The 23,961-nt window shown below is 45.4% G+C and carries 24 protein-coding genes and 1 riboswitch; of the genes, 6 read left to right on the forward strand and 18 right to left on the reverse strand.

The features are described from left to right. Window positions 1–3: 3 nt before the first annotated feature. From FD961_RS09010 to FD961_RS09025, 4 genes are all read right to left on the reverse strand, one after another. Window positions 4–1,218, reverse strand: coding sequence for a site-specific integrase (locus tag FD961_RS09010; RefSeq protein ID WP_215393546.1), 1,215 nt, complete (start codon window positions 1,216–1,218; stop codon window positions 4–6). Window positions 1,219–1,363: 145 nt separating this feature from the next. Continuing rightward, window positions 1,364–2,275 (reverse strand): tRNA 2-thiocytidine(32) synthetase TtcA, encoded by a 912-nt coding sequence (gene ttcA / locus FD961_RS09015; protein ID WP_215393547.1) that lies wholly within the window; start codon window positions 2,273–2,275, stop codon window positions 1,364–1,366. A 33-nt stretch (window positions 2,276–2,308) separates the two neighbouring features. Beyond that, window positions 2,309–2,704 carry a dihydroneopterin aldolase gene (locus tag FD961_RS09020; protein WP_215393548.1) on the reverse strand — a complete coding sequence of 132 codons (396 nt, stop codon included), beginning with the start codon at window positions 2,702–2,704 and terminating at the stop codon, window positions 2,309–2,311. Between the two features lie 22 nt (window positions 2,705–2,726). Continuing rightward, window positions 2,727–3,536 carry an SDR family oxidoreductase gene (locus FD961_RS09025; protein ID WP_215393549.1) on the reverse strand — a complete coding sequence of 270 codons (810 nt, stop codon included), beginning with the start codon at window positions 3,534–3,536 and terminating at the stop codon, window positions 2,727–2,729. Between the two features lie 25 nt (window positions 3,537–3,561). On the opposite strand from FD961_RS09025, the gene FD961_RS09030 reads away from it, so the two are divergent. Beyond that, on the forward strand, window positions 3,562–4,749 hold the full coding sequence (locus FD961_RS09030) for a class I SAM-dependent methyltransferase (protein WP_215393550.1): 1,188 nt from the start codon (window positions 3,562–3,564) through the stop codon (window positions 4,747–4,749). Window positions 4,750–4,752: 3 nt separating this feature from the next. Here FD961_RS09030 and FD961_RS09035 read toward each other — a convergent pair whose 3' ends face one another. From FD961_RS09035 to FD961_RS09045, 3 genes are read right to left on the reverse strand one after another with little or no spacing between them, the layout of a single operon-like run. Then, on the reverse strand, window positions 4,753–5,880 hold the full coding sequence (locus FD961_RS09035; protein ID WP_215393551.1) for a polynucleotide adenylyltransferase: 1,128 nt from the start codon (window positions 5,878–5,880) through the stop codon (window positions 4,753–4,755). After that, the gene (locus tag FD961_RS09040) at window positions 5,880–6,788 is read right to left on the reverse strand and encodes a complex I NDUFA9 subunit family protein (protein ID WP_215393552.1); all 909 of its coding nucleotides are present in this window, start codon (window positions 6,786–6,788) and stop codon (window positions 5,880–5,882) included. Before FD961_RS09040 ends, FD961_RS09035 begins: the two co-directional genes overlap by 1 nt. A gap of 22 nt (window positions 6,789–6,810) precedes the next feature. Continuing rightward, window positions 6,811–8,751: a lytic transglycosylase domain-containing protein gene (locus FD961_RS09045; protein WP_251371268.1), complete on the reverse strand. Its 1,941-nt coding sequence runs from the start codon at window positions 8,749–8,751 to the stop codon at window positions 6,811–6,813. A gap of 105 nt (window positions 8,752–8,856) precedes the next feature. Between FD961_RS09045 and FD961_RS09050 the strand changes: the two genes are divergently transcribed. Next, complete coding sequence (locus FD961_RS09050; protein WP_251371269.1) at window positions 8,857–9,474, forward strand: 5-formyltetrahydrofolate cyclo-ligase; 618 nt, start codon at window positions 8,857–8,859, stop codon at window positions 9,472–9,474. 1 nt (window position 9,475) lies between these two features. Here the strand turns inward: FD961_RS09050 and metF are convergent, their stop codons facing one another. The 3 genes from metF to metK form a co-directional block, all read right to left on the reverse strand. Continuing rightward, window positions 9,476–10,306 (reverse strand): methylenetetrahydrofolate reductase [NAD(P)H], encoded by an 831-nt coding sequence (gene metF, locus FD961_RS09055; protein ID WP_215393554.1) that lies wholly within the window; start codon window positions 10,304–10,306, stop codon window positions 9,476–9,478. 37 nt (window positions 10,307–10,343) lie between these two features. Beyond that, a complete protein-coding gene (gene ahcY / locus FD961_RS09060; RefSeq protein WP_215393555.1) occupies window positions 10,344–11,789 on the reverse strand; it encodes an adenosylhomocysteinase in 1,446 nt (481 codons plus the stop codon). A gap of 61 nt (window positions 11,790–11,850) precedes the next feature. Beyond that, window positions 11,851–11,956, reverse strand: a riboswitch (S-adenosyl-L-homocysteine riboswitch). Between the two features lie 67 nt (window positions 11,957–12,023). Beyond that, the gene (metK, locus tag FD961_RS09065; protein ID WP_215393556.1) at window positions 12,024–13,190 is read right to left on the reverse strand and encodes a methionine adenosyltransferase; all 1,167 of its coding nucleotides are present in this window, start codon (window positions 13,188–13,190) and stop codon (window positions 12,024–12,026) included. A gap of 202 nt (window positions 13,191–13,392) precedes the next feature. Here metK and FD961_RS09070 point away from each other — a divergent pair, with 202 nt between their 5' ends. The 3 genes from FD961_RS09070 to dapF are packed head-to-tail and all read left to right on the forward strand — an operon-like array spanning window position 13,393 to window position 16,086. Continuing rightward, on the forward strand, window positions 13,393–14,253 hold the full coding sequence (locus tag FD961_RS09070; RefSeq protein WP_251371270.1) for a lysophospholipid acyltransferase family protein: 861 nt from the start codon (window positions 13,393–13,395) through the stop codon (window positions 14,251–14,253). A gap of 21 nt (window positions 14,254–14,274) precedes the next feature. Next, window positions 14,275–15,174 carry a lipid A biosynthesis acyltransferase gene (locus tag FD961_RS09075; protein WP_215393557.1) on the forward strand — a complete coding sequence of 300 codons (900 nt, stop codon included), beginning with the start codon at window positions 14,275–14,277 and terminating at the stop codon, window positions 15,172–15,174. 57 nt (window positions 15,175–15,231) lie between these two features. Then, window positions 15,232–16,086 carry a diaminopimelate epimerase gene (gene dapF / locus FD961_RS09080; RefSeq protein ID WP_215394421.1) on the forward strand — a complete coding sequence of 285 codons (855 nt, stop codon included), beginning with the start codon at window positions 15,232–15,234 and terminating at the stop codon, window positions 16,084–16,086. Between the two features lie 20 nt (window positions 16,087–16,106). Here dapF and pyrE read toward each other — a convergent pair whose 3' ends face one another. After that, on the reverse strand, window positions 16,107–16,775 hold the full coding sequence (gene pyrE, locus FD961_RS09085) for an orotate phosphoribosyltransferase (protein ID WP_215393558.1): 669 nt from the start codon (window positions 16,773–16,775) through the stop codon (window positions 16,107–16,109). A gap of 8 nt (window positions 16,776–16,783) precedes the next feature. On the opposite strand from pyrE, the gene FD961_RS09090 reads away from it, so the two are divergent. Further along, window positions 16,784–17,566 carry an exodeoxyribonuclease III gene (locus FD961_RS09090; protein WP_215393559.1) on the forward strand — a complete coding sequence of 261 codons (783 nt, stop codon included), beginning with the start codon at window positions 16,784–16,786 and terminating at the stop codon, window positions 17,564–17,566. A gap of 19 nt (window positions 17,567–17,585) precedes the next feature. Here the strand turns inward: FD961_RS09090 and FD961_RS09095 are convergent, their stop codons facing one another. The 7 genes from FD961_RS09095 to FD961_RS09125 all read right to left on the reverse strand — a co-directional run bounded on the left by FD961_RS09095 (window position 17,586) and on the right by FD961_RS09125 (window position 23,901). After that, window positions 17,586–18,899, reverse strand: a complete 1,314-nt coding sequence (locus FD961_RS09095; protein ID WP_215393560.1) for an MFS transporter — start codon at window positions 18,897–18,899, stop codon at window positions 17,586–17,588. Between the two features lie 21 nt (window positions 18,900–18,920). After that, window positions 18,921–19,514 carry a methionine biosynthesis protein MetW gene (metW, locus tag FD961_RS09100; protein WP_215393561.1) on the reverse strand — a complete coding sequence of 198 codons (594 nt, stop codon included), beginning with the start codon at window positions 19,512–19,514 and terminating at the stop codon, window positions 18,921–18,923. After that, the gene (locus tag FD961_RS09105) at window positions 19,511–20,650 is read right to left on the reverse strand and encodes a homoserine O-acetyltransferase (protein ID WP_215393562.1); all 1,140 of its coding nucleotides are present in this window, start codon (window positions 20,648–20,650) and stop codon (window positions 19,511–19,513) included. The genes metW and FD961_RS09105 overlap by 4 nt, the downstream gene beginning before the upstream one ends. Next, the gene (gene slmA, locus FD961_RS09110) at window positions 20,647–21,297 is read right to left on the reverse strand and encodes a nucleoid occlusion factor SlmA (protein WP_215393563.1); all 651 of its coding nucleotides are present in this window, start codon (window positions 21,295–21,297) and stop codon (window positions 20,647–20,649) included. Before slmA ends, FD961_RS09105 begins: the two co-directional genes overlap by 4 nt. Before the next feature lie 10 nt (window positions 21,298–21,307). Then, complete coding sequence (gene argB / locus FD961_RS09115; RefSeq protein ID WP_215393564.1) at window positions 21,308–22,210, reverse strand: acetylglutamate kinase; 903 nt, start codon at window positions 22,208–22,210, stop codon at window positions 21,308–21,310. A 12-nt stretch (window positions 22,211–22,222) separates the two neighbouring features. Then, window positions 22,223–22,600, reverse strand: a complete 378-nt coding sequence (dksA, locus tag FD961_RS09120; protein WP_071466393.1) for an RNA polymerase-binding protein DksA — start codon at window positions 22,598–22,600, stop codon at window positions 22,223–22,225. Between the two features lie 233 nt (window positions 22,601–22,833). Then, complete coding sequence (locus tag FD961_RS09125; protein WP_215393565.1) at window positions 22,834–23,901, reverse strand: GTP-binding protein; 1,068 nt, start codon at window positions 23,899–23,901, stop codon at window positions 22,834–22,836. Window positions 23,902–23,961 lie beyond the last annotated feature (60 nt).

Genomic DNA, 23,961 nt, shown 5'->3' on the forward strand with positions numbered 1-23,961 from the left:
ATTCTATGCCAACTTCTCTGCGCTTAGCATTGGGGTTATTTTGCTGTAATGCTTTTCCAACATTAAAACGCTAGTTCCCATTTGCCTTGCAAGCGTGTGTATATCTACTCCTTTAGCTAACGCTTGCGTAGCGTAAGTGTGTCGCAAGCTGTATAAAGTTCTCACTTGTCCTCCACTATCTTGTCTTAGCTCACTAAACTTCATTAGATTGCGAAAGATATTTTCCATATTACTGATTGTGTGTCCTGTAAGTATTCTAAAAACCAACTTGTCTAACTTGCTTTCAATAATTTCGTCCAAATTTGTATAAGGTAAATCTTGCCAACGCATTAAACCTTCTAATATTGCAATCACTTCATTTTTTGCAATCAAAAAGCGCGGACCAGTTTTGCCACTTACCCATATACGCAAATATTTCTTTTCACCTATGTAATGCCATTGCATATTTTTCCAACGCAAAGGCATTGCCTCTGTGCCGTGTCTTACACCTGTATGCACTAGAAACTGCAAATAAAATCCACACAGCACACGCATTTGTTTTGTTCGCTCTGTGTAAGAACTCTCTACCCACGCAGGCAAGAATGACACCAACTCCTCCAACTCCTTATCAGTAAAGGCTGGGCGGGGCACACTCTTTTCACCTTTAATATCTAGCATAGGTATGACGCGATTAAAACCAATTACTCCACGCTCTCGCGCTAAATTGATTACACGGTTATATGCACTTGCGTGATTACGCTTTGTGCTTGACATCGGCACTTTGCCCATCTCGCTAATGCGCCACCCTTCAAAATCACTCAGTAGCTCAGGTGTAATGTTGTCTAGTGTGTAGTTGCCAAAAAACGGAATGAGATATTTATTGATCGCAAATGTGTAATCACGATATGTTCGTCTGCCAGTTTTGTTTTCCAAAGCTTGCGCCATATTCGCTAACTCATCTATTGCTAACTGCTTAAATGTTTTTGTGCTTGGCGCCAAACCTGCTTCTGTTTTTACTTGCACGGTTTGATAAATGTAAATTGCGTTTGCTTTTGCTTCTTCTAAGTTTGCTGTGTTCGTAGATTGTGAGTGCCACTTGTTGTTTGCTAACTTAAATCGCACTTGCCACTGCGTCGAGCTAGAACGCTTATACAGCGTGGCTTTGCCGTCCATCAGCTTTATACGCTTCTCAGCGTCAGCATCTATTTGCTTGTGAAGAATTTGTTGTAGTAATGACATGCACGCAAGTGTGCTGTCATCTTAAAAATATTGCGACTGCGAATGCGTGTGTCTGTTGTCGCAAACCCACGACTAGCCACGCACCGCGACGCGAGAAGAACTAAATGATTTGTGAAATAAAAAAACTAACAGCCTTATAGAACGATTACGACAAGGTGCGCTTATAAGTCCCTTGAATGAGGGTTCCACAAGCCAATTCGTCCATTTCAGTCTCATCGATTGCCTTATCGCCCGAAGATCTGGCAGCAATTCCAGTTAACTCGGTAGAAATCTCTAAATTTTGGAAATCAAAAGCTTCGCCATCCATTAGATGGGAGGGAACAATGTGATGCATTGAGCGAAATAAATTCTCTACTCGGCCAGGAAACTTCTTTTCCCAATCCCGGAGCATCTCTTTCATTACTTGGCGCTGCAAATTAGGCTGACTGCCGCATAAATCACAAGGAATGATTGGGAAGTTCATATCACCAGCGTAACGCTCTAATAATTTTTCTGGCACGTAAGCAAGCGGCCTAATCACAATATGCTTGCCATCATCTGAGCGCAGCTTAGGCGGCATCCCTTTAAGCTTGCCCGCATAAAACATATTGAGCATCAATGTTTCTAGAATGTCATCGCGATGATGTCCTAAAGCAATCTTGGTAGCACCCAACTCATCAGCAACCCGATACAAAATACCGCGACGCAAACGTGAACATAAACCGCAAGTTGTTTTACCTTCTGGAATAACTCTCTTCACAATGCTATATGTGTCTTGTTCTTCAATATGAAAAGGGATATTCAGGCTCTTAAGGTAATTGGGTAATATCTCTGCAGGAAAGTTGGGTTGCTTTTGATCTAAGTTGACTGCAACAATTTCAAAATGAATTGGCGCGCGCTCGCGCAACTTCATCAGGATATCGAGCATGGCGTAGCTATCTTTACCGCCCGATACGCACACCATTACCTTATCGCCATCTTCAATCATGCCAAAGTCACCAATAGCTTGCCCCACTAAGCGACAGAGTTTCTTCTCTAGCTTATTTTCCTCAAAGACGACTTTGCGAATATCACCCATAGCAATTGAATTCTTCTTTTTTACTCTGAACTTTTAAACTGACTTCATTCGAAACATCTCAACACCCACCGAGTGACAGTCAGGATAAACATCTGGCTTGGCAGTGCTTACTCGTGCAGCCAATACCTTGGGATGCTGCAACATAGCCGAAACGATATCGTCACAAAAGGTTTCCTGTAGCTGAATATGGCCTTGAGAAGCACGTGCCTTAATGGTCTCACGCATAAAGTCGTAATCAACCACTTCATCCAATTGATCGTTTGCTGGCGTATTCACAGCCAGTGGGATATACAAATCTACATTCAGAATGACGCGTTGTTCTGCTTTCTTCTCAAAATCATGCACTCCAATATTGATATAGATCTCATAGTCACGCAAAAATAAGCGGCGACAATCAATGAGGGCGGGGTGAGAAAGAATAGCGTGCATAAATAATGGCTTTATAAATTTTCTAATTTGTTTTAAACATCACATCACGTGATGAGGGCAATAAATGTTGGCCGCCGTCTACATAGAGAGTAGTGCCGGTAATGGCATTGGAGTCTGCTAAAAATACTGCCGCCTTAGCAATGTCTATGGGCGTAGAGGATTTACCAAGCGGAGTCATTTGATGGGCTTTAGAGAAACCATCCTCTGTTTGATCTCCGGAAAGCAGGGAAATTCCTGGCGCAAGCCCAACCACCCTAAGGATGGGAGCAAAATCCATCGCCAACACCTCAACCGAAGTTGCCAGTGCGGCTTTAGATAAGGTATACGATAAATAATCTGGATTGAGATTGATGAGCTTTTGATCCAAGAGTTGAATAACCGATGGAAGAACATCTGATTTAGTGAGATTATTTTTTTGGTACTCAAACATTAACTGAGATAACAAAATGGGTGCAGCTAAATTTATTTGCATGTGATCTTGCAAGCTTTTTGTACTCAGAGGTGAAGCAGAATTTGCGCGATCATATTCAAAAATAGATGCGCTATTTACTAAGCAATGTAAATTGGGAAACTGCTTGCTTACGTCCACAAAGAGTGCCTTAACAGCTTGCTCATTCGCCAAATCAGCCTGAAACGCATTAGCCTTCACACCAAGACCAAGAATTTGCGCTAACGTTTCTTGGGCTTCTTGCTCAGATCGCCCATAATGAACTGCCACATCCCACCCTTGACGAGCAAAATGCAAGGCAATTTCTCGACCCAGACGCTTAGCGGCGCCAGTCACTAAAACTGCTTTTTGTTGCGAGGGCGGGTTGGTTGAACTAGGGTTCAATTAAATTCTCTTAGACTAGCGAGCTATGGATATTACCTTGACCAGCCTTGAAACGGAGCACAGCGAGCTTCTGAAGGCCAAAATAGCCTCTCAAATAGCCTCTCAAGGCGGCTGGATCCCCTTTTCTCGTTATATGGATCTGGCCTTATACGAGCCTGGCATGGGCTACTACAGCGCCGGAGCCCATAAACTGGGCTCTGGGGGTGACTTCACTACCGCGCCTGAGCTGAGCCCTTTATTTGGGGCGGCTATCTGCTCCACCCTGATTCCCATCCTGGAGGGGCTCCAAGCGCAGGGACTACCCACCCAAATCCTTGAATTTGGAGCAGGCACTGGCAAATTAGCCTCCTCCATCTTGACCCGTCTACAGGATCTGGATTTCACACTCGATTGCTACGACATTGTGGAAATTTCGCCGGACTTGGCACAACGCCAACAAGAACACATTAGCAAAACGATTGCACATTTGCATAGCCAAACTCAATGTCATTGGTTAAGCGAGTTACCCAAGGATTTCAAAGGAATCATTTTGGCAAACGAAGTTCTCGATGCGATTCCTTGTGATGCCATCATTTATCACAATGGATTTTGGCATTGGCATGGGGTTTCTTTTGAGAACAATAAACTCATCTGGAAAACAGGTGACCCTGTCACGCAGGAGCTACTTCCCGAGAGCTTAATCCATGGAAGCTTCTCAGACGGCTATGTAACTGAATTACATACGCCCGCAAATGCATGGATACGTCAAGTTGCAAGCCATCTTCATAGCGGCTTGTTTTTAACGTTTGATTATGGCTTTCCAGAGAACGAGTACTACCATCCGCAAAGACTTGAGGGGACGTTAATGGCGCACCATCGTCATCATGCTATCCAAGATCCATTTCACCTCCCCGGTCTATGTGACTTAACTAGTCATGTGGAGTGGTCACAAATTGCTCGTAATGCTCTTGCTGAAAATGTGGATGATGTTTACCTGACAAACCAAGCCGCCTATTTGCTCGATGCAGGCATTGGTGATATCGCTCTTGAAATCGGCGATCCAAGCAATCCAGAAATTTTCTTGCCCATCTCAAATGCATTACAAAAGCTTTTGTCTGAAGCAGAGATGGGTGAATTATTTAAGGCGTTTGCATTCTCTAAAAACCTAGATCAGCTTTTGCCAGGATATGTGCTAGAGGATCTACCCGGACTTCGCGGTAGAAATCGACTGTAAGGCTTAAGCGTCGAGAGCTGAGGCAATAGCAGCCAATCTGGCTACTTCAAATGCACTGCCAATACGCTCGCCATTAGAGCGATCGTGTGCTTCAACCCCAGCAATGATCTCGGCAGTATTCAGCGCTTGTGCATCGCGCATTGATTGAATGAGTGGCGTTACTTTTAATCCAATTTTGTCCGCAAGATCTAAAAGTGCTTGACCACGAGCAGGCTTACGCCAAACATCAGCACGATTAAACCAAGCCAATACATCAAGCGCCCGAAAGGCGTCCTTACTTTTAATCAAGAATGCAATCAGTTCGCTAAAGATTTCACAAAAGTCGCGAGTCTCAATAGGCATTCGTACATGCTCAGCCCATGACCGAATTTCTGCTGCAGGTACATGCATCAAAATAATTGCGCAGCGCGCATCAAGACTATTTCCCAGTGAATCTAAATGGGTAATTAACTCTTCACGAAATTCTTCTTGCGCAAGTTGTGTATTGACTGTTGGCGAAAGAATTGTTCTTGCTGCACCAGTATCTAACAATATTTGAAGCATATGCATCGGCTTGCTAGCAATCAATCCTCTGGCTAACTCTTGCCATATTCGCTCAGCTGAAAGCGCGTTTAACTCACCCGACTGAACAATTGCCTTTAATGCAAGCATTGTTTCGTCAGCAACTTTGAATGCGGGGAAACGTGCTGCAAAACGAGCAATACGCAACAGGCGCAAAGGATCCTCTGCAAATGCATCCGATACATGGCGAAATATCTTGGCAGCTAAATCGTCTTGACCGTTGTACGGATCAATAATCGACCCCACCAAGGCTCCATCGGAATCCACCTCTCTTGCCATTGCATTAATTGTTAAGTCACGACGTTGTAAGTCTTGCTCCAAAGTGACTGATGGATCGGCATAAAAATGAAATCCCTTGTATCCCTTACCAGTTTTACGTTCAGTTCGAGCCAGAGCGTATTCGGCCTGAGTCTCTGGGTGTAAAAAGACTGGGAAATCTTTTCCTACTGGACGAAAGCCTTTGGTAATCATCTCCTCTACGCTAGAGCCCACCACCACATAGTCAATATCGTGGATTGGCAAACCCATTAAGGCGTCTCGAATGGCTCCGCCTACAGCGTAAATCTTCATTACTGCATACCTTCCAAGCTACGACGACTCATTTTGAAGACCTCTACCAATGCATCCGTACCGTTCATGGGTAATACATTAGGCTGTTGCATGGATGCAATGTTATCGCGAGACATAAGAGTTGGGACAGGTAAGAGCTCAAATGCTAGAGCTTGCAAATATCCCACAAATCCTGGCACCGGGATAATTACGCATGAGGTTTTCACTTTGCGCGCTGCAAATTCAACAATCTCTTTTAAGGTGTATATCTTTGGACCCACTAAATCATAAGACTGGTGAATAGTCTGGGGCATAGATAATGCTTTTACAAATGCGCCTGCTACGTCATCAACGCTCACTGGCTGAAACTTTGCCTGATAGTTGGCTAAAGGCATCACTGGCAATAATTTAGTGAGCTTAGCAAATAAGTTTGTGAATTGATCTTGCGCTCCAAAAATTACTGAGGGTCTAAATATCGTCCAATCCAAGCCGCTGGCCTTTACCGCTGCCTCACCATCGCCCTTACTACGCTGATACATTGAGGGCCCCTTAGAATCAGCGCCAAGCGCACTCATATGTAAATAGCGCTTCACTCCATGCAGCTGCATTGCGGTAATAATATTTTTAGGCAAATCAATATGAGCTGACCTAAATACTTCGCCATAAGGCTTGGCAGGCTTATCGTGCAGTACACCAACCAGATTGATTACGGCACCTTTAGGCTTTACTCGCGCGCAAAGATTTTGTAACTCATCAAACTCATGAATGTCCGCCTCTTCAATATGTACTTTAGGCAGCGTACGTAAATCGCGACCTGTAGCAAGATGGCCAGATGGAATTAATACTGAGTAACCAGCTGCTTGTAGTTGTGCAGCTAAAACACGCCCTACAAATCCGTTACCGCCAATCAGCAAAATATCGTATTGCATGGAATCCTTGGTTTAAGTATGTTTAAGGTAATTCAGATGGTGTTGCCGCTTTTGGAGTAATGACGCCTAAACGCTGCTTAAGTGACTGTGCCTGGCCATTCATGACTGATGAGTAGTAATTTGCATTAGACAGGACATTCTTCACATATGTACGAGTTTCGTTAAATGGAATCGTTTCTGCAAAAATTGCACCCTCAGTTGGGCCGTTAAGCTTCTCACGCCAAGCCTTAGAACGAGAGGGGCCAGCGTTATAGGCCGCAGAAGCCAAGACCCATGAACCATCAAGATCAATCAAAACCATATTGAGATAGTTACTTCCCAGCATCAGATTCGTATTGGTATCTGCCAACTTATCATTGGTGTAATTAGTCATGCCAATTTTCTTGGCGACATACTTTGCTGTATTGGGCATCACTTGCATTAATCCCGCAGCACCGACAGATGAAGAAGCATTCATGATGAAACGTGATTCTTGACGGATAAGACCATAGGCCCAAGCAAGATTCAAATCAATCTGTTTTGCAATAGGAGAAAGTTCATCGCGATAAGGTGTTGGATAGCGCAGACTAAAGTCATGTTCCTGCTTAGTGCGATCAGCAGTATTCACTACGCGATCATATAAATTTACCCGCTTGGCATATTCAGCAGCCGCGAGTAATTGCCTGTCACTCATATTTCGTAACTCCCAATTCCACTCGCGATTACCTTCAAAGCGTAAATTCATGGCATACAAACGCTCGCCTCTCACAAAGCCCTTGCGGCTTCCCATTGCATCAATCTCTTGCTCAGTCACTTTAGTGCGTGTTGGGGCATGATTTGATTTACCCAACTCTTCACGGGCTAACTGGCCATAAAAATTGTATTGCTCAGCAATGAGCTCAAAACTTTCTTTTGCTTTTGCATCCTGTCCATCTGCTTTTAAAGCGCGGCCGTACCAATAAGTCCAGGCAGGATCCTTACTGCGTACAGCAGGATTCATACCATCGATAGCATTCTTAACCAGGGTCCAATCCTTAGCGCGCAGCCCTGCCCGCACCTTCCATTCTTGCGACTCAACTGACAATAGTTCGTTATATCCAAGCTCTTGTTGCAGGCGATATGCATCATCCGCATTGGGATCTAACTTCTTCGCTAAAAATTGCCCAATCACACCCCAAGCTACGGCTTGATTCTCTTTGCTAAAGCGCGAAGATGTTTGTAAAAAATCGCGATAGGCTTTTGATGGGTCAGCCTTAGCTGCCTTCACAATATCTGCAATCGGATCATCTCCACCAAGACGCTTAGCCATGGTGTCAAAACCCTTTTCACTCGCAGCCCGACCAATTGCCTTCGCCTCACTTGGCGTCATTCCACCCGCCGCCACTAAGGACGGTACGAGCTCCTGGCATGCCTGACCGAAATAACTCGGGTCCAATAGCACTGAACGTGAATCCATTGCCAACTTAGTAGGATTCTCGCCTTGAGATAACTTCGATAGCAAGGAATAACACTTCACCTGCGTGTCATCATCCAACACAAATTTTGCGTACTCCACATCAAAACGTGCCCAATCTTTACGCTTACCAAGCACTAGCAACCAATCATTACGCAGCCGATCAGCTAAGGCAGTGCCTTGATATTGATTGAGAAAGGCAACTACTTGTGCGTCTGCGGCGTAATCATTGCGCGCACCACCAGCGCTATCAAACAATTGCGGTTTGATACGGAAATAGGCAACATAGTCATCAAAAGGATAGTTGGCTAAATTAGATGACAACTGCTGCGTACGAAAAACATCATTTTTTTTCGCAGCCTCGCGCAAATCGATAAACATACGATCGGTGTCAGTAATTTCAGCCGGAGCAGCTTTGCTTTCATAGGATTTAGGTAAATGTGGCTTTTTTACTTTTTCAGCAAATGCCTGGGGCGCACTTAGGGCTAGACCCAAAACGAAAATTTTGGCCCATTGACAACATATCCGCATTTTTAACTTCTTTTCCACCATCTAACCCTATATCGATGAGTTCAGCATTTACTTTGCAATAACTTGATTACTATATCTCTTAATTTTCGCCTGATAATGCTTGATATGCACGGTAATTCACCAAAAACTCTTCGCCAAGAACTATTAAAGCAACGCACGGAATTTGCAGGGGGAGAAAATTACACCCAAATTGCAGCTACCGTCATTGCTAACTTAAATCAGTTTCTGGTAACAGAGGGAAAATTCTTATCTTCTATCGCACTCTATTGGCCCATTCAAGATGAACTAGATTTGCGCCCCACATTAATTTCTTGGGCAAAAGATACAGCCCATTGCACATTGACTCTTCCATTTGCTCGCCCCGATAAGCGCCTTGATTTTTATCAATGGAAAGATGGGGATAAGCTGATTCCTAGCAAACACGGAGTACCAGAACCGGATCCAAGTAATTTAGATAGACCAGCTATTGATCCTGATTGCATCCTCATACCGTGTGTAGGCTGGTCAAGCTCAAGCGTTAATGGTGAAACACATTATTGGCGCTTAGGTTATGGCGGTGGCTATTTTGATCGAACGCTGGCTGATCTTAGAAAGAAAAATCCCAAGCTTATTTGCATTGGGATTGGGTTTGATTGGCAGAAATTAGATGATTCTCAATGGTCAGCTCAAACGCATGATGAGCCTTTAGATATGCTGCTGACGGAGTCTGGTTTACATCGTTAAATTACTTTGTTAAATCCAAGTTATCAGCAATCGCTAAAACAGCATCCGCTTGATTCAAAGAGTAGAAATGCAAGCCTGGTGCCCCAGCGGTCAACAGTTGATCACATAGATCTGTTACTACCTCTTCACCAAATGCGCGAATGGATGCAATATCGTCGCCATAAGATTGCAAGCGCAAACGAATCCAACGTGGAATCTCTGCACCACAAGCATCAGAAAAGCGTAACAACTGCGTGCTGTTGGTAATCGGCATAATGCCGGCAATGACGGGTTGAGTTACCCCTGAGTCATAAGCCTCGTCAACAAAACGAAAGTAAGCATCCGTGTTGTAAAAGTACTGCGTCACAGCGGAGTTGGCGCCTGCCTTCATCTTTTGTACAAAGAAATCGACATCGCTTGCAGGCGACTTGGCCTGTGGATGGGTCTCTGGATAGGCGGCTACATCAATATGAAACCAATCACCTGTTTCAGTTCGAATAAATTCCACTAATTCGTTAGCGTGATGGAATTCACCATACTGACCCATGCCCGATGGTAAGTCGCCACGCAAAGCCACAATCCGCTTCACACCCAAAGCCTGATACTGCTTGAGCATCTCTCTCACACTTTCACGTGAACTACCAACACAAGATAAGTGGGGAGCAACTGCAGCGCCTGCAGCATGTATATCGCTCACCACCTTTAATGTGCCAGATTGAGTAGAGCCACCGGCCCCAAAGGTCACGGAATAAAACGAGGGCTTGAGTGTTTCGCTGAAACGCTCACGCACTAGATGCAACTTATTCTCACCTTCAGGTGTTTTTGGAGGAAAGAATTCGACGCTTAATTCCATGATTTTGGGCCTAGGTATCTATTGAACAGTGATTGGATTAATAACGGTAATGGTCGGCTTTATATGGGCCTTCCTTGGTTACGCCAATATAAGAAGCTTGCTGATCTGACAACACAGTTAACTCTGCATTGAGGGTCTTGAGCTGCAAACGCGCAACCTTCTCATCCAAATGCTTGGGCAATGTGTAAACACCGATTGGGTATTTATTGGTTCCCACTGCATTCCATAATTCAATTTGGGCAATTACTTGGTTTGCAAATGAAGAGCTCATCACATAAGATGGGTGCCCAGTACCGCAACCAAGGTTTACTAAACGACCTTTAGCCAAAATGATGATGCGCTTTTCAGGCTTACCGTTGGCGGCCGGGAAAATCACATGGTCAACTTGTGGCTTGATCTCTTCCCACTTGTATTTTTCAATACCAGCAACATCGATCTCATTATCAAAGTGGCCGATGTTACAAACAATTGCTTGATTCTTCATCTTGGCCATGTGATCATGAGTAATAACATGGTAGTTGCCTGTTGCCGATACAAAAATATCTGCTTTGTCAGCGGCGTAATCCATGGTGACAACGCGATAACCTTCCATCGCTGCTTGTAGTGCGCAGATTGGATCCACTTCAGTTACCCAAACTTGAGCTGATAAGGCGCGCAATGCTTGTGCAGAACCCTTGCCTACATCACCATAGCCACAAACTACTGCGACCTTACCGGCAACCATTACGTCTGTTGCGCGCTTAATCGCATCCACTAAAGACTCGCGGCAACCATAAAGATTGTCAAACTTACTCTTGGTTACAGAGTCATTTACGTTAATTGCTGGGAACTTCAAGTCACCCTTAGCAAACATTTGATACAAGCGATGTACGCCCGTAGTCGTTTCTTCTGTAACGCCTTTTACTTTTTCTAGGCGTGTCGAATACCAAGTCGGATCTTGTGCCAGTTTTTTCTTGATGGCAGCAAACAAAATTGTTTCTTCTTCGCTTGTTGGATTATTCAAGCAGGCTTGATCTTTTTCAGCGCGCGCACCAAGATGCAATAACAAAGTAGCATCGCCACCATCATCCAAAATCATGTTGGTATAGCCGCCATCCGCCCACTCAAAAATACGGTGCGTAAAGTCCCAGTACTGCTCAAGGGTTTCGCCCTTAATTGCAAATACTGGCGTACCGTTAGCAGCAATCGCTGCAGCAGCGTGATCTTGGGTTGAGAAAATGTTGCAAGAGGCCCACTGCACTTCGGCACCAAGGGCCTCAAGTGTCTCAATCAATACTGCCGTTTGGATGGTCATGTGTAATGAACCAGTGATGCGCGCACCGCGCAATGGCTGTTGTGCAGCGAACTCATCACGAATGGCGATCAAGCCAGGCATTTCGGTTTCAGCGATCGCAATTTCTTTACGGCCAAAGTCAGCCAAAGAAATATCAGCAATTGCGCAACGTGTTGCTACAAAGTTATTTAAATCAGAAACGGTATTCATTAATGCTCCAGCTAAATACGATTCAACGCTGGAGTAGAAACTCGCTAGCCATCGAATCATGGGTTAGCGAGCGCAGTTGCAATGAGTAAACTTCGATTAAAAGTCCGCTCCCTTCAAGCCTGGGGAAGTGCTGGGTCTCAGCATTCCTTGCAACGCTCCTTGAAGGTATGGCGTAATTGTAAACAATTACGCCATATTTCGTCTTAGTACACCTATAAACTACTTATTTACCGCTTAAAGACCTGCTGCAGCACGTAATGCAGGCGCCTTATCTGTCTGCTCCCAAGTAAATTCTGGTTCTTCACGACCGAAGTGGCCATAAGCAGCAGTTTTACGATAGATTGGGCGCAAGAGATTGAGCATCTTCACGATACCTTTTGGACGCAGGTCAAAGTGCTCAGAAACCAATTGAGCAATCTTCTCATCTGAAATCTTGCCAGTACCAAATGTGCTCACCATGACTGAAGTTGGCTTTGCAACACCAATCGCATATGAGATCTGAATCAAGCACTTGCTTGCCAAACCAGCAGCAACCACGTTCTTTGCAACATAACGGCCAGCGTATGCAGCAGAGCGGTCAACCTTAGACGGATCTTTACCAGAGAAAGCGCCACCACCGTGAGGAGCTGCACCGCCGTAGGTATCCACAATAATTTTGCGGCCAGTTAAACCACAATCGCCTTGTGGACCACCGATAACAAATCGACCAGTTGGGTTCACCAAGAAATTAATCGCGCCTTTAATCAAATGCTTAGGCAATACAGGTTTGATGATTTCTTCGATCACAGCTTCACGTAATTTCTCGAGAGAAATTTCTTCGTCGTGTTGAGTTGACAACACAACAGTGTCGATAGAGTCGGGTTTGCCGTCTACATAACGCAATGTCACTTGGGACTTTGCATCAGGGCGCAACCAGTTCAAACGACCATCGCGACGTAATTGAGACTGACGCTCCACCAAACGGTGTGACAAATGAATTGGCAAAGGCATGAGCTCTGCAGTTTCGTCGCATGCGTAACCGAACATCAAACCTTGGTCGCCTGCGCCTTGATCTAAGCCGTCATCATGGGCTTTATCAACACCTTGAGCGATATCTGGACTTTGCTTGTCATAAGCGACTAATACTGCACAACCTTTGTAGTCGATACCGTAAGCAGTATTGTCATAACCAATTTCACGCAAGGTATTGCGAGCTACCTGGATGTAATCAACATTAGCGTTAGTAGTAATTTCACCAGCCAAAACCACCAAGCCGGTATTACATAAAGTTTCTGCAGCAACGCGTGCTGTTGGGTCTTGAGCCAAGATGGCATCAAGAATCGAATCAGAAATTTGGTCTGCTACTTTATCGGGATGACCTTCAGAGACCGACTCTGAGGTGAAGAAGTAATCATTTGCCATTGCATATTCCTTTAAAAATTAACACGATCTATGGGACAACTCGACGTGCCAGGAACCACAACGGCGACGCTTTAGCAGAATTTTTGAATCGCCCTGCAAGTTGTCTTAACTCAGCGATAGGTCAATATTATCTGAAAAGGGCCAAATTCATCAAGGTTTGCTTAAATTTGGTCAATACAGCCGCTTTGAATATCATTGGGGGGTGCGTAAATTCCTACTAAAGATTGCCCTCAATACCATTGCTATGCTCCCCCTAGCGGTAGTGCAGGTATTTGGGGCTATCTTGGGTCTTCTTGCCTACGTGGGCTCTAAACAATATCGCACACTCTTTAGGCCTCAATATGAGGCTGTAGTCAATGAGCACAAGCTACCTTTAAAGCCCTGGGAAGCAGTACGTGCATCAGGCATGCTGTTTTCAGATAGCTTGTGGATTTGGCGTAACCCTCAAAAAGCACTGAAATTGGTTGAGGTACAAAACTGGGATCTAGTTGAAGCAGCAATTCAAGAAGGGCATGGTCTTGTTATGCTGACCCCACATCTGGGTGGCTTTGAAATTATTCCGAGAGTATTGGCGCAACATTTCCCTGCCACCATTTTGTATCGTCCATCCCGCCAAGAATGGCTTAACGAGGTTGTTGAAAATGGTCGTGCATACCCGAACATGCATTTCGTACCAACTAATCTCCATGGTGTTCGTGAAATGACAAGGGCACTTACTCGAGGAGAAGCCATTGGCATTCTTCCAGATCAAGTTCCCAGTGGTGGTGAGGGCGTATGGGTCCCCTTCTTTGGTCGACCAGCCTACACAACACCTCTACCAGCCCGCCTTGCCAATCGCAATAACACGCCAGTAGTCATGTTTACAGCAAAGCGTAAAGCGATTGGCCAAGGTTGGCTCATGCAAGCCACTAGGCTCGCGCGTTTATCCGAAGATGCCAATGTTGCAGCCGCCGAACTCAATACTGCAATTGAAAACGCAGTCCTAGTTGCGCCCGAACAATTCATTTGGTCCTACAACCGGTACAAGCATCCCGCTGGTGCAGAATTGCCTCCAAGCGCCTGATTAACTGTCTATCATTTTTAAATGGTCTGGTTATCTAACCTCTTCAATTTCTTGGCGCTGAATGTATTGCGCTTATTTGCTTTTCTCCCTTATGGCATCACTATCTATTTTGGCTATGGTCTTGGTTGGCTGGCAGCCCACATTCCAAACGATCGCGCAAAAGTGGTTAAGACCAATCTACGCTTATGTTTTCCAAGCTTGAGTGAAAAAGAAATTGATGCCTTAGCACTTGAACATTGGAAATTATTTGGTCGCAGCGTGTTGGAGAGAAGTCGTATTTGGCTAGGTAGTGGAAAACAAATTACAGATATCGTAAGTATTGATTCTGCAATTACCTTAGGCGATCGCAAGCCGCGTCTTCTTATTAATCCCCATTTTGTTGGTCTTGAAGGTGGCTTCATGGCGCTCTCTGTATTGGCTAGCCAACATGACTGGCCAAGGGGTGCAGGCCTTTATCAAAATATGAAGAACCCTTTCTTCAATCAAAAGATGATTGAGTGGAGAAATCGTTTTGGCGGCAAATCCATCGAAAGACAAAGTCGTCTACGCGATCTGATTCGTGAGATTCAAACGGGTAATTTTATTTTTATTGCTCCCGATATTGATCTAGGTCCACGTGATTCTGTCTTTGTACCTTTTTTTGGCATTCAGACCAACACGATTACCTCTGTCTCGCGCCTAGCTAGATTAAGTGGTGCTGAGGTATGTCTGATGACCACGACCCTTAACCAAGATCGCAAAGGTTATACCTGTCACATCAGCAAGCCACTGCCAAACTTTCCAAGCAATGATGTGGAAAAAGATACGGCTCGCCTCAATCAATACATTGAGGAGCTTGTTAGAGAAAGGCCGGCAGAGTACTATTGGGTACATAAACGCTTTAAACATCGCCCTCCTGGCGAGCCGAGCCTTTACAAATAACGAGATATTTTGAGTAATCACCTAAACAATGCCGGACGCAAACTACGCTTCACCAAAATGCATGGTGCTGGCAATGATTTCATTGTGCTCAATGGCATTGATCAGGATTTAAGTGACATCACTCGTGAACAATGGCAATCATTGGCTCATCGACAATTTGGCATTGGTGCAGATCAAATTCTTTTAGTAGAAAAAGCTACTCGGCCAGATGCTGATTTTCGCTATCGCATTTTTAATGCTGATGGTGGCGAAGTCGAGCAATGTGGCAATGGCTCTCGTTGCTTTGTACGCTTTGTACTTGATCAAGGTCTATCCACCAAAAATCCAATTCGTGTAGAAGTCGCACACACTGTGCTTACCCTTAAATCTCATGCAGACGGCCAAGTGGAAGTGGATATGGGTGCGCCTATTTTTGAGCACAGCCAAATCCCATTCAATGGGCATGGCTTAGCCAGCATGCAAGAGTTTCACGAAACACTGTATGCGCTTCCCCTAGAGCATCCTGCGACACACGATAGCTTTGTTGGCGTCCTATCGATGGGCAACCCTCATGCCGTTCAAGTGGTTGGTGATATCGGGAGCGCTCCCGTACTGCAAGAAGGCCCTGAAATCGAGAATCACTCTGCGTTTCCAAAAAAGGTTAATGCTGGCTATATGCAGATTGTTAATCGCAATGAAATTCAATTACGCGTCTATGAGCGAGGCGCTGGAGAGACCCTGGCTTGTGGCACAGGTGCTTGCGCAGCTGTAGTTTCTGGCATCCACAGGGGTTTACTAGATTCACCAGTCACAGTGCACACCCGCGGTGGCGATCTTCAAATCGCCTGGGGCGGAATTACCAATGACATCGTTCAGCCCGTCATCATGACCGGGCCCGCAGTAACTGTATTTGAAGGCGAAACTGCAATCTAAGAGATCGTAGTACGTCGTTCTTAGATGCCGTATTTCTCGCGATAGGCTGTTACAGCCGGTAAATAATTTGTAAGCTGCGTATCGTTAGAAGCAGTTAAAAAAGACATCAAACCAGACAAGTTTGCAATCGAGATCACTGGCAAGCCAAATTCTTGCTCAACCGCTTGTACAGCGGATTTATCGCCAATCTCACTCGCAGTGCCTGACCTTTCCATGCGATCTAATGCAATCATTACTGCCACGGGCTCTGCACCCGCTTTGCGAATCAAATCAACTGACTCCCTGACGGAAGTTCCTGCAGAAATAACATCATCAACGATGACAACCTTACCTTTGACTGGTGCGCCTACCAGGACGCCGCCTTCGCCATGATCTTTCGCCTCTTTGCGGTTATAGGCATATGGAACATTAACGCCGCTATCGGCCAAGGCAATAGCCGTAGCAGAAGCCAGTGTAATGCCCTTGTATGCGGGGCCGTAAAGCATGTCAAATGAAAGTTTAGATTCTTGCAGGGCCTTCGCATAATAGCGGCCCAAGGCACCTAAGCGAGCACCATCATCAAATCCTCCCGCATTAAAGAAATAAGGCGAAAGTCTGCCGGCTTTGGTTTTAAACTCCCCGAAGGACAAAACCTTTGCTTCTAAAGCAAAACGAATAAAGTTATCTTGATTTGAATTATTTGAGCTCATAGGACTACATGTTACGCATCATTTCAGCGAACCTCAATGGTATCCGCTCTGCAGTTAAAAAAGGCTTCCTGCCATGGGCTACTAAGCAAAAGGCGGACTTTATCTGTATGCAAGAGCTCAAGGCTCAGAGGGATGACCTGGAGGATGCCATTCTCAATCCTGATGGAATGCACGGTTTCTTTCACCATGCGGAGAAGAAAGGCTATAGCGGCTGCGGAATTTATACCCCACACAAGCCCGATGAAGTTCTCTATGGATATGGCAACGACGAGTTTGATGCAGAGGGTCGCTATGTAGAAGTCCGCCTCAAAGAGCTCTCAGTAATCTCGGTATACATGCCTTCAGGTTCTAGCTCTCCAGAGCGCCAGGAGGCCAAATACCGCTATCTAGATAGCTTCTTACCCCATCTGATCAAACTTAAAAAGTCCGGACGAGAGATCGTGCTCTGTGGAGACGTCAATATTGCGCATCACGAGATCGATTTAAAAAACTGGAAAGGCAATCTTAAAAATTCAGGCTTCCTTCCAGAGGAGCGTGCATGGCTCACCAACCTCTTTGATAAAGTAGGTTACGTTGATGTGTATCGCAAGCTGGAGCCCGAGGCTGGAGACTCCTGCTACACCTGGTGGAGCAATCGTGGGCAGGCTTATGCAAAGAATGTCGGATGGCGCATTGACTATCACATCAGCACACCAGGTATTGCGGCTACTGCCAAAAAAACGGTTGTCTATAAAGATGAGCGCTTCTCAGATCATGCGCCATTGACTGTGGATTACGACTGGAAACTTTAAGCAAACTAAAAGAGGGAAGTTACTCGCCGTCTTTTTTAATCTGCACGACCTGAAAGTGAATGGTTGCCCAAATCAGCACAAGGACTGGCGCACCAATAATGGCAGTGCCATAGAAAAATGCCTGATATCCATAGTGATCAACAAATACGCCTGAGAAGCCTGCAAGCCACTTAGGCAGGAGCAGCATCATGGAGCTAAATAGCGCGTACTGTGTAGCTGAATAACGAATATTAGTCAGAGATGATAAGAAGGCAATAAAGGCAGCACTAGCAATGCCTGAGCTTAAGTTATCCGCAGAAATTACCCAAATCAAACCATGTAAATCATGCCCCTGCGTAGCAAGCCAAGCAAATAAAAGATTGCTTACAGCAGATAACACGGCACCGAAAAACAAAATTCGTAAAACACCAAAGCGCAGGGTAAGTACACCACCGACAAATGCGCCAACCAAAGTCATTACCACACCAAATACTTTACTGACTGCAGCAACTTCGTCTTTGGTGTAACCCATATCAACATAAAAAGGATTTGCCATGATGCCCATGACTACATCACTAATTCGATAGATGGCAATGAGCGACAAAATTAAGATGGCGTGCCAACGATAGCGATGGATAAATTCTGCAAAAGGCTCAATCAAAGTTTGATAAAGCCATGCTTTTGCATCACGTACCTTTGCCAACTCATAACGTGCGGGCTCTTTACTAAATAAGGTTGTTAGGACGCCAACCCCGATGGAGGCAGCCATACAAAGGTAGGCAAATTGCCATGCACTCGCATCGTAACCGGCACCCGTTTCAACCCTGGCAGCCAACCACAGAGCACCTGCGCCAGCCCAAATCAAAGCTAAGCGATAACCCGTTTGATAGGTTGCTGCAAGCGCTGCCTGATGATCGCTATTAGCGGATTCAATACGAAATGCATCTAAAGCAATATCTTGTGTAGCAGAACCAAATGCCACCAGCAGTGCACACCAAACAATCGAGTTCAAGGCAAGCTTAGGATCTAGCGTCGACATTCCCACTAATCCAAGAATAATGAGCGCTTGTGCAAAAATGAGCCAGCTTCTTCTGCGCCCCAGCAACTTGGTTAAAAACGGAATTTGTACGCGATCGACTAATGGCGCCCATACCCACTTGAACGCATAAATTAAGCCCACCCAGGTGAGGTAACCAATCGTGCTGCGATCAATGCCCGCTTCACGTAACCAGAAACTTAAAGTTCCTAAAATCAATAACAGAGGTAGGCCAGCCGAAAAGCCGAGGAACAACATTCGCAGACAGGGCCATTCGAGATAGACTCGAAAGTCTTTTAGCCAAGATCGAACCGCCATTAACACCTTTGTACTTTTATCCTAGGCACGACATACGCGGAATAAAGCAAGGCTACCAAATAGATTTGGCATCAGAGTGACCTGTCGCCCATCGTGCAAGATGCATTGATCAAGTACTTTGAGGCCAAGACTAGATGCAAGCTTCTCAAAATCAGCTACAGTCAGTACGCGTACGTTCGGTGTGTTGTACCACTGATAAGGCAGACTCTTCGATACAGGCATACGCCCAAGACCTACTGCTAGCCGATGTGACCAATGTCCAAAGTTAGGAAAGGACACAATCGACTCTTTGCCAACGCGCACGACTTCACGCAAAATCTTTTCAGTTTGGTGAATGGTTTGTACCGTCTGCGACAACACAACAGTATCAAAACTATTATCTTCAAAGAGCGCTAAACCGCCCTCTAAGTCTTGCTGAATGACGTTCAAACCTTTTTGCACACAGGCAAGCACGCGCGCATCATCAATTTCTACACCGTAGGCGTGCACTGGTTTTTGCTTTTGTAAAAACTCTAAGAAACTGCCGTCGCCACAACCCAGATCTAGCACCTGGCTATTGGGTGCAATCCACTTAGCAATGGCCGCAAAGTCAGCGCGTTTCGTGACATTGCTCATGACTGAACCTCGCGCATTTGCTGGAAATACGCTCTTACTAGATTGTGATAACGCTCATCATCTAGCAAGAAAGCATCATGACCATGGGGGGCGTCAATCTCTGCGTAAGTCACTTCACTCTTATTACTCAGTAAAGACTGAACAATCTCTCGGCTACGATTAGGGGGGAAGCGCCAATCAGTAGAAAAACTGACGACCAAGAACTTCGCATACACCTCAGCCAATGCGCGATTCAAACTACCATCATAGCGACGTGATGGATCAAAATAATCTAATGCACGCGTGATCAATAAGTAGGTATTCGCATCAAAGTAAGTGGAAAACTTATCACCTTGATGACGCAAATAACTCTCAACCTCAAACTCCACATCAAAGCTAAAGCGATAGTCGTTTGATTCACCATTTGGGCGCTGTAGTTCGCGCCCAAATTTTTCAGCCATATCATCATCAGATAAATAAGTGATGTGACCAACCATACGAGCCAAACGCAGACCACGCTTAGGAACCACGCCATGCTCGTAGTAATTGCCGCCATGAAAATCTGGATCAGACAAAATGGCATTGCGTGCCACTTCATTAAATGCAATATTTTGGGCGCTCAGTTTTGGTGTGGAGGCAATCACCACACAATGTTCTAAGCGTTTGGGAAACTGAATGGCCCAAGCCATTGCCTGCATACCCCCAAGACTTCCGCCCATCACAGCAGCAAACTTTCGAATGCCTAACTTATCAGCTAAGCGTGCTTGAGTGTTCACCCAGTCTTCAACCGTTACCACCGGAAAATCTGCGCCATAAGGCTTGCCGGATGCAGGATTAACGCTCATCGGACCAGTTGAACCAAAGCAAGAGCCTAAGTTATTTATACCGATCACAAAAAAATGATTGGTATCCACTGGTTTACCTGGGCCAATCATGTTGTCCCACCAACCAATATCTTGAGGGTCTTCTGGGCTAGGTCCAGCTACGTGGTGAGAAGCGTTGAGCGCATGACAAACTAGTACCGCATTACTTTTGTCAGCATTAAGTTTGCCGTAGGTCTCAATGACTAAGTCATAGCCAGACAACATAGCGCCACTCTGCAAAGGCAGGGGCTCAGCAAAATGGATAGTATTTCTAGAGAGGTTTAGCTCACTCATTCTGACAAGAGCAAGCGCAAACTAACGTCGGACGCATCTGTTGGCAGCTTCTTAAAGCCGCTACGGGCAAATCGATGCCAACGTCCCAAGATAAAACTCATCAACATCGCGGCACGAATACTCACTTCTTCTTGACCCAGCTGTGCCCATGCACCACCTTGGGTTTGAGCAATACGCAACGCTTGTTTGAGTGAGGCTTCTACGCGATCTAAGACTTGGGTAATTCGCTCTTGCAATCGATCATCTTCTTGCAATAAAGCATCGCCCAATAAAACACGTGTCATGCCAGGGTTCTTTTCTGCAAAGAACAAAAGCATTTGCAAAATACCGCGCGCTTGTGCAAGTCCAGATTCTTCTTTCTGATTAATCTGATTGATTAAACCAAATACGGTTTGCTCGATAAAAGAAATCAAACCCTCAAACATCTGGGCCTTACTCGCAAAATGGCGATATAAAGCTGCTTCAGAAACATCAATCTTGGCCGCTAAAGCCGCAGTAGTAACACGCTCACCCTTGGGGTTTTGCAACATCTCGGCGAGAACTTGGAGAATCTGCAGGCGACGCTCGCCTGGTCTCGGACGCTTACGTGTCTTGCCAGCGTCAGCACTACTGCTGTCGATATCTGCCGGTCCAAGAGATTCACGCATGGTTATCTGCTTATCTAGAACGAATCATCGTACCGAACGCTTGCTCGGTCAAAATTTCTAACAACAAAGAATGTTCAATGCGGCCATCAATGATGTGCACTGAATTCACGCCACTCTTAGCAGCATCTAATGCAGAGGAGATTTTAGGCAGCATACCGCCAGAGATCGTACCGTCAGCAAACAAGGCATCAATCTCTCTTGCAGTTAAGTCGGTAAGTAGCTTGCCATCTTTATCCATCACACCAGGAATATTCGTCATCATTACCAACTTCTCGGCGTGCAAGATTTCAGCCATCTTGCCGGCTACCAAGTCAGCATTAATGTTGTAAGCCTGACCTTCTTCACTAAATCCGATTGGAGAAATCACCGGAATAAAAGCATCATCCTGCAATGCTTTTACTACCGCTGGGTTTATAGCCTCAATCTCACCAACAAAACCAATATCCAGTTTTTTGCCCGGCTCTGTATCGCTAGGAATCATCATCTTCTTCGCATGGATGAGTCCGCCATCCTTACCAGTCAAGCCCACTGCCTGGCCGCCAAAGTGGTTAATGAGCATCACAATATCTTGCTGCACCTCACCGCCCAGAACCCACTCCACGACTTCCATGGTTTCATCATCAGTGACACGCATACCCTGAATAAAAGTTCCGGTCTTGCCAATCTTCTTTAATGCTTCGTCAATCTGTGGTCCACCGCCATGCACAACCACTGGATTCATGCCAACTAGTTTTAGCAAGATCACATCGCGCGCAAAACTTTCTTTAAGGCGCTCTTCCACCATTGCATTTCCACCGTACTTAATGACGATAGTCTTGCCGTGATACGCACGAATGTATGGCAAAGCTTCAGCAAGAATCTCCGCTTTTAACAAAGGAGAAATGTCACTCAGAGTAGGTAAATGCTTAGTCATTACAAATACACTTTATTCGCCAAATAATTTTTGACGGAGCTCGCGACGCTCTTGAGCCTCAAGAGATAAATTGGCTGTAGGCCTTGCAATTAAACGGTTCAAGCCGATTGGCTCACCAGTTTCTTCACACCAACCATAGTCACCAGATTCAATACGGCCCAGCGCTTGCTCTACTTTTTTTAATAATTTACGTTCGCGATCACGAGTGCGCAATTCCAATGCATGCTCTTCTTCGATCGTTGCACGGTCAGCTGGATCTGGAACCAAAATGTTTTCACGTAAATGCTCAGTGGTCTCAGAGGCATTTTTTAGAATGTCCTCTTTCAAGGTGAGCAGTTTTTGACGGAAAAAATCTAACTGCGCAGCATTCATGTAGTCCTTGTCGGACATCTTGAGTAACTCAGCCTCAGTTAAAGGTGTGCCTTTAGCTGTCTTAGTGCTGGTTGCTTTGCTGCTCGCTTTAGCAGCGCCTGCAGGTTTTGTTGCTGTTTTTACCGTCATCTCATTCTTTCTTGGGTTTGAAGCATTATTGCCTCATTCTGCCAAACTTTTGTTACCCATCAGCCAATATTCTTCAGTATTTAACAATCTTGACCGTGGCGGCGGATTGTACCCCAATCTTTTTAGGCCAAACAGCCCTCAAGCCCAGCCAGTAGGGTGTCCTTGGGCAAATCGATGCCGATGAAGACCATTCGGGTTTGCTTATGCTCAGAACCCCAAGGACCGGCCAAATCGCTGCCCATCATCTGATGAACCCCCTGGAACACCACTTTTCGGTTGCTACCCTTCACATAGAGCACGCCTTTATAGCGCAACATCTTCTCTCCAAAGACCTCCAAAATGCCCCCCAGGAAGTCCTCAAGCTTTTTGTGATCAAAGGGTTTATCACTACGAAAAACAAAGGATTGGATGCGATCTGTGTGGCCTGCATGACCATGATGATGGTCATGGCTGTGATCGTGCCCGCAAGTGCTGTGATCATGGTCGTGGTCGTGGGAGTGATCATGGCCACAATTGGCATGATCGTGATCATCCTGTTCCAAAAAATGCGGGTCGATATCTAATTTAGCGTTGAGGTTAAAGCCCTTGAGATCTAAAACGGCATTCAAAGGAACCACACCTTTCGAAATAGCGCTGATCGGAGCTCTTGGATTCATGTGCATCAAACGCCCACGCAAGGACTCCACTTCAGCAGAAGAAACCAAGTCTGTCTTAGTAATAAAGATCTGGTCTGCAAAACCCACTTGGCGTTGAGCCTCTTCATGCTCGGTCAACTGTTGCTGACCATGTTTGGCGTCTACCAAGGTTACAACAGCATCTAAGACATAGTGATCTGCAACATCGTCATCCATAAAGAAGGTTTGGGCTACAGGGCCTGGATTAGCCACACCAGTAGTTTCAATTACAACGCGATCAAAACTGATCTTCTTATCTCTGCGCTGCTCCCAGAGCTCATTTAACGCCTCCACAAGGTCACCACGGATCGTGCAGCAAATACAGCCATTACTCATTTGCACAATATTTTCTTCGTGATCTTGAACCAAGATGTCATTGTCAATATTCTCTTCGCCAAACTCGTTTTCAATCACGGCAATTTTTTTGCCATGGTCTTCAGTCAGAATGTGTTTTAGTAAGGTGGTTTTGCCACTCCCTAAAAAGCCCGTCAATATGGTTACCGGAATTAATGCCATGAATGATCCAATCAAAATCGAGATGTCTTACGTTCCCAGTGCGGGAAACCCACTATCTTA

This window comes from Polynucleobacter sp. TSB-Sco08W16, from assembly GCF_018687455.1.
In the GTDB taxonomy this organism is placed as follows: Bacteria; Pseudomonadota; Gammaproteobacteria; order Burkholderiales; family Burkholderiaceae; genus Polynucleobacter.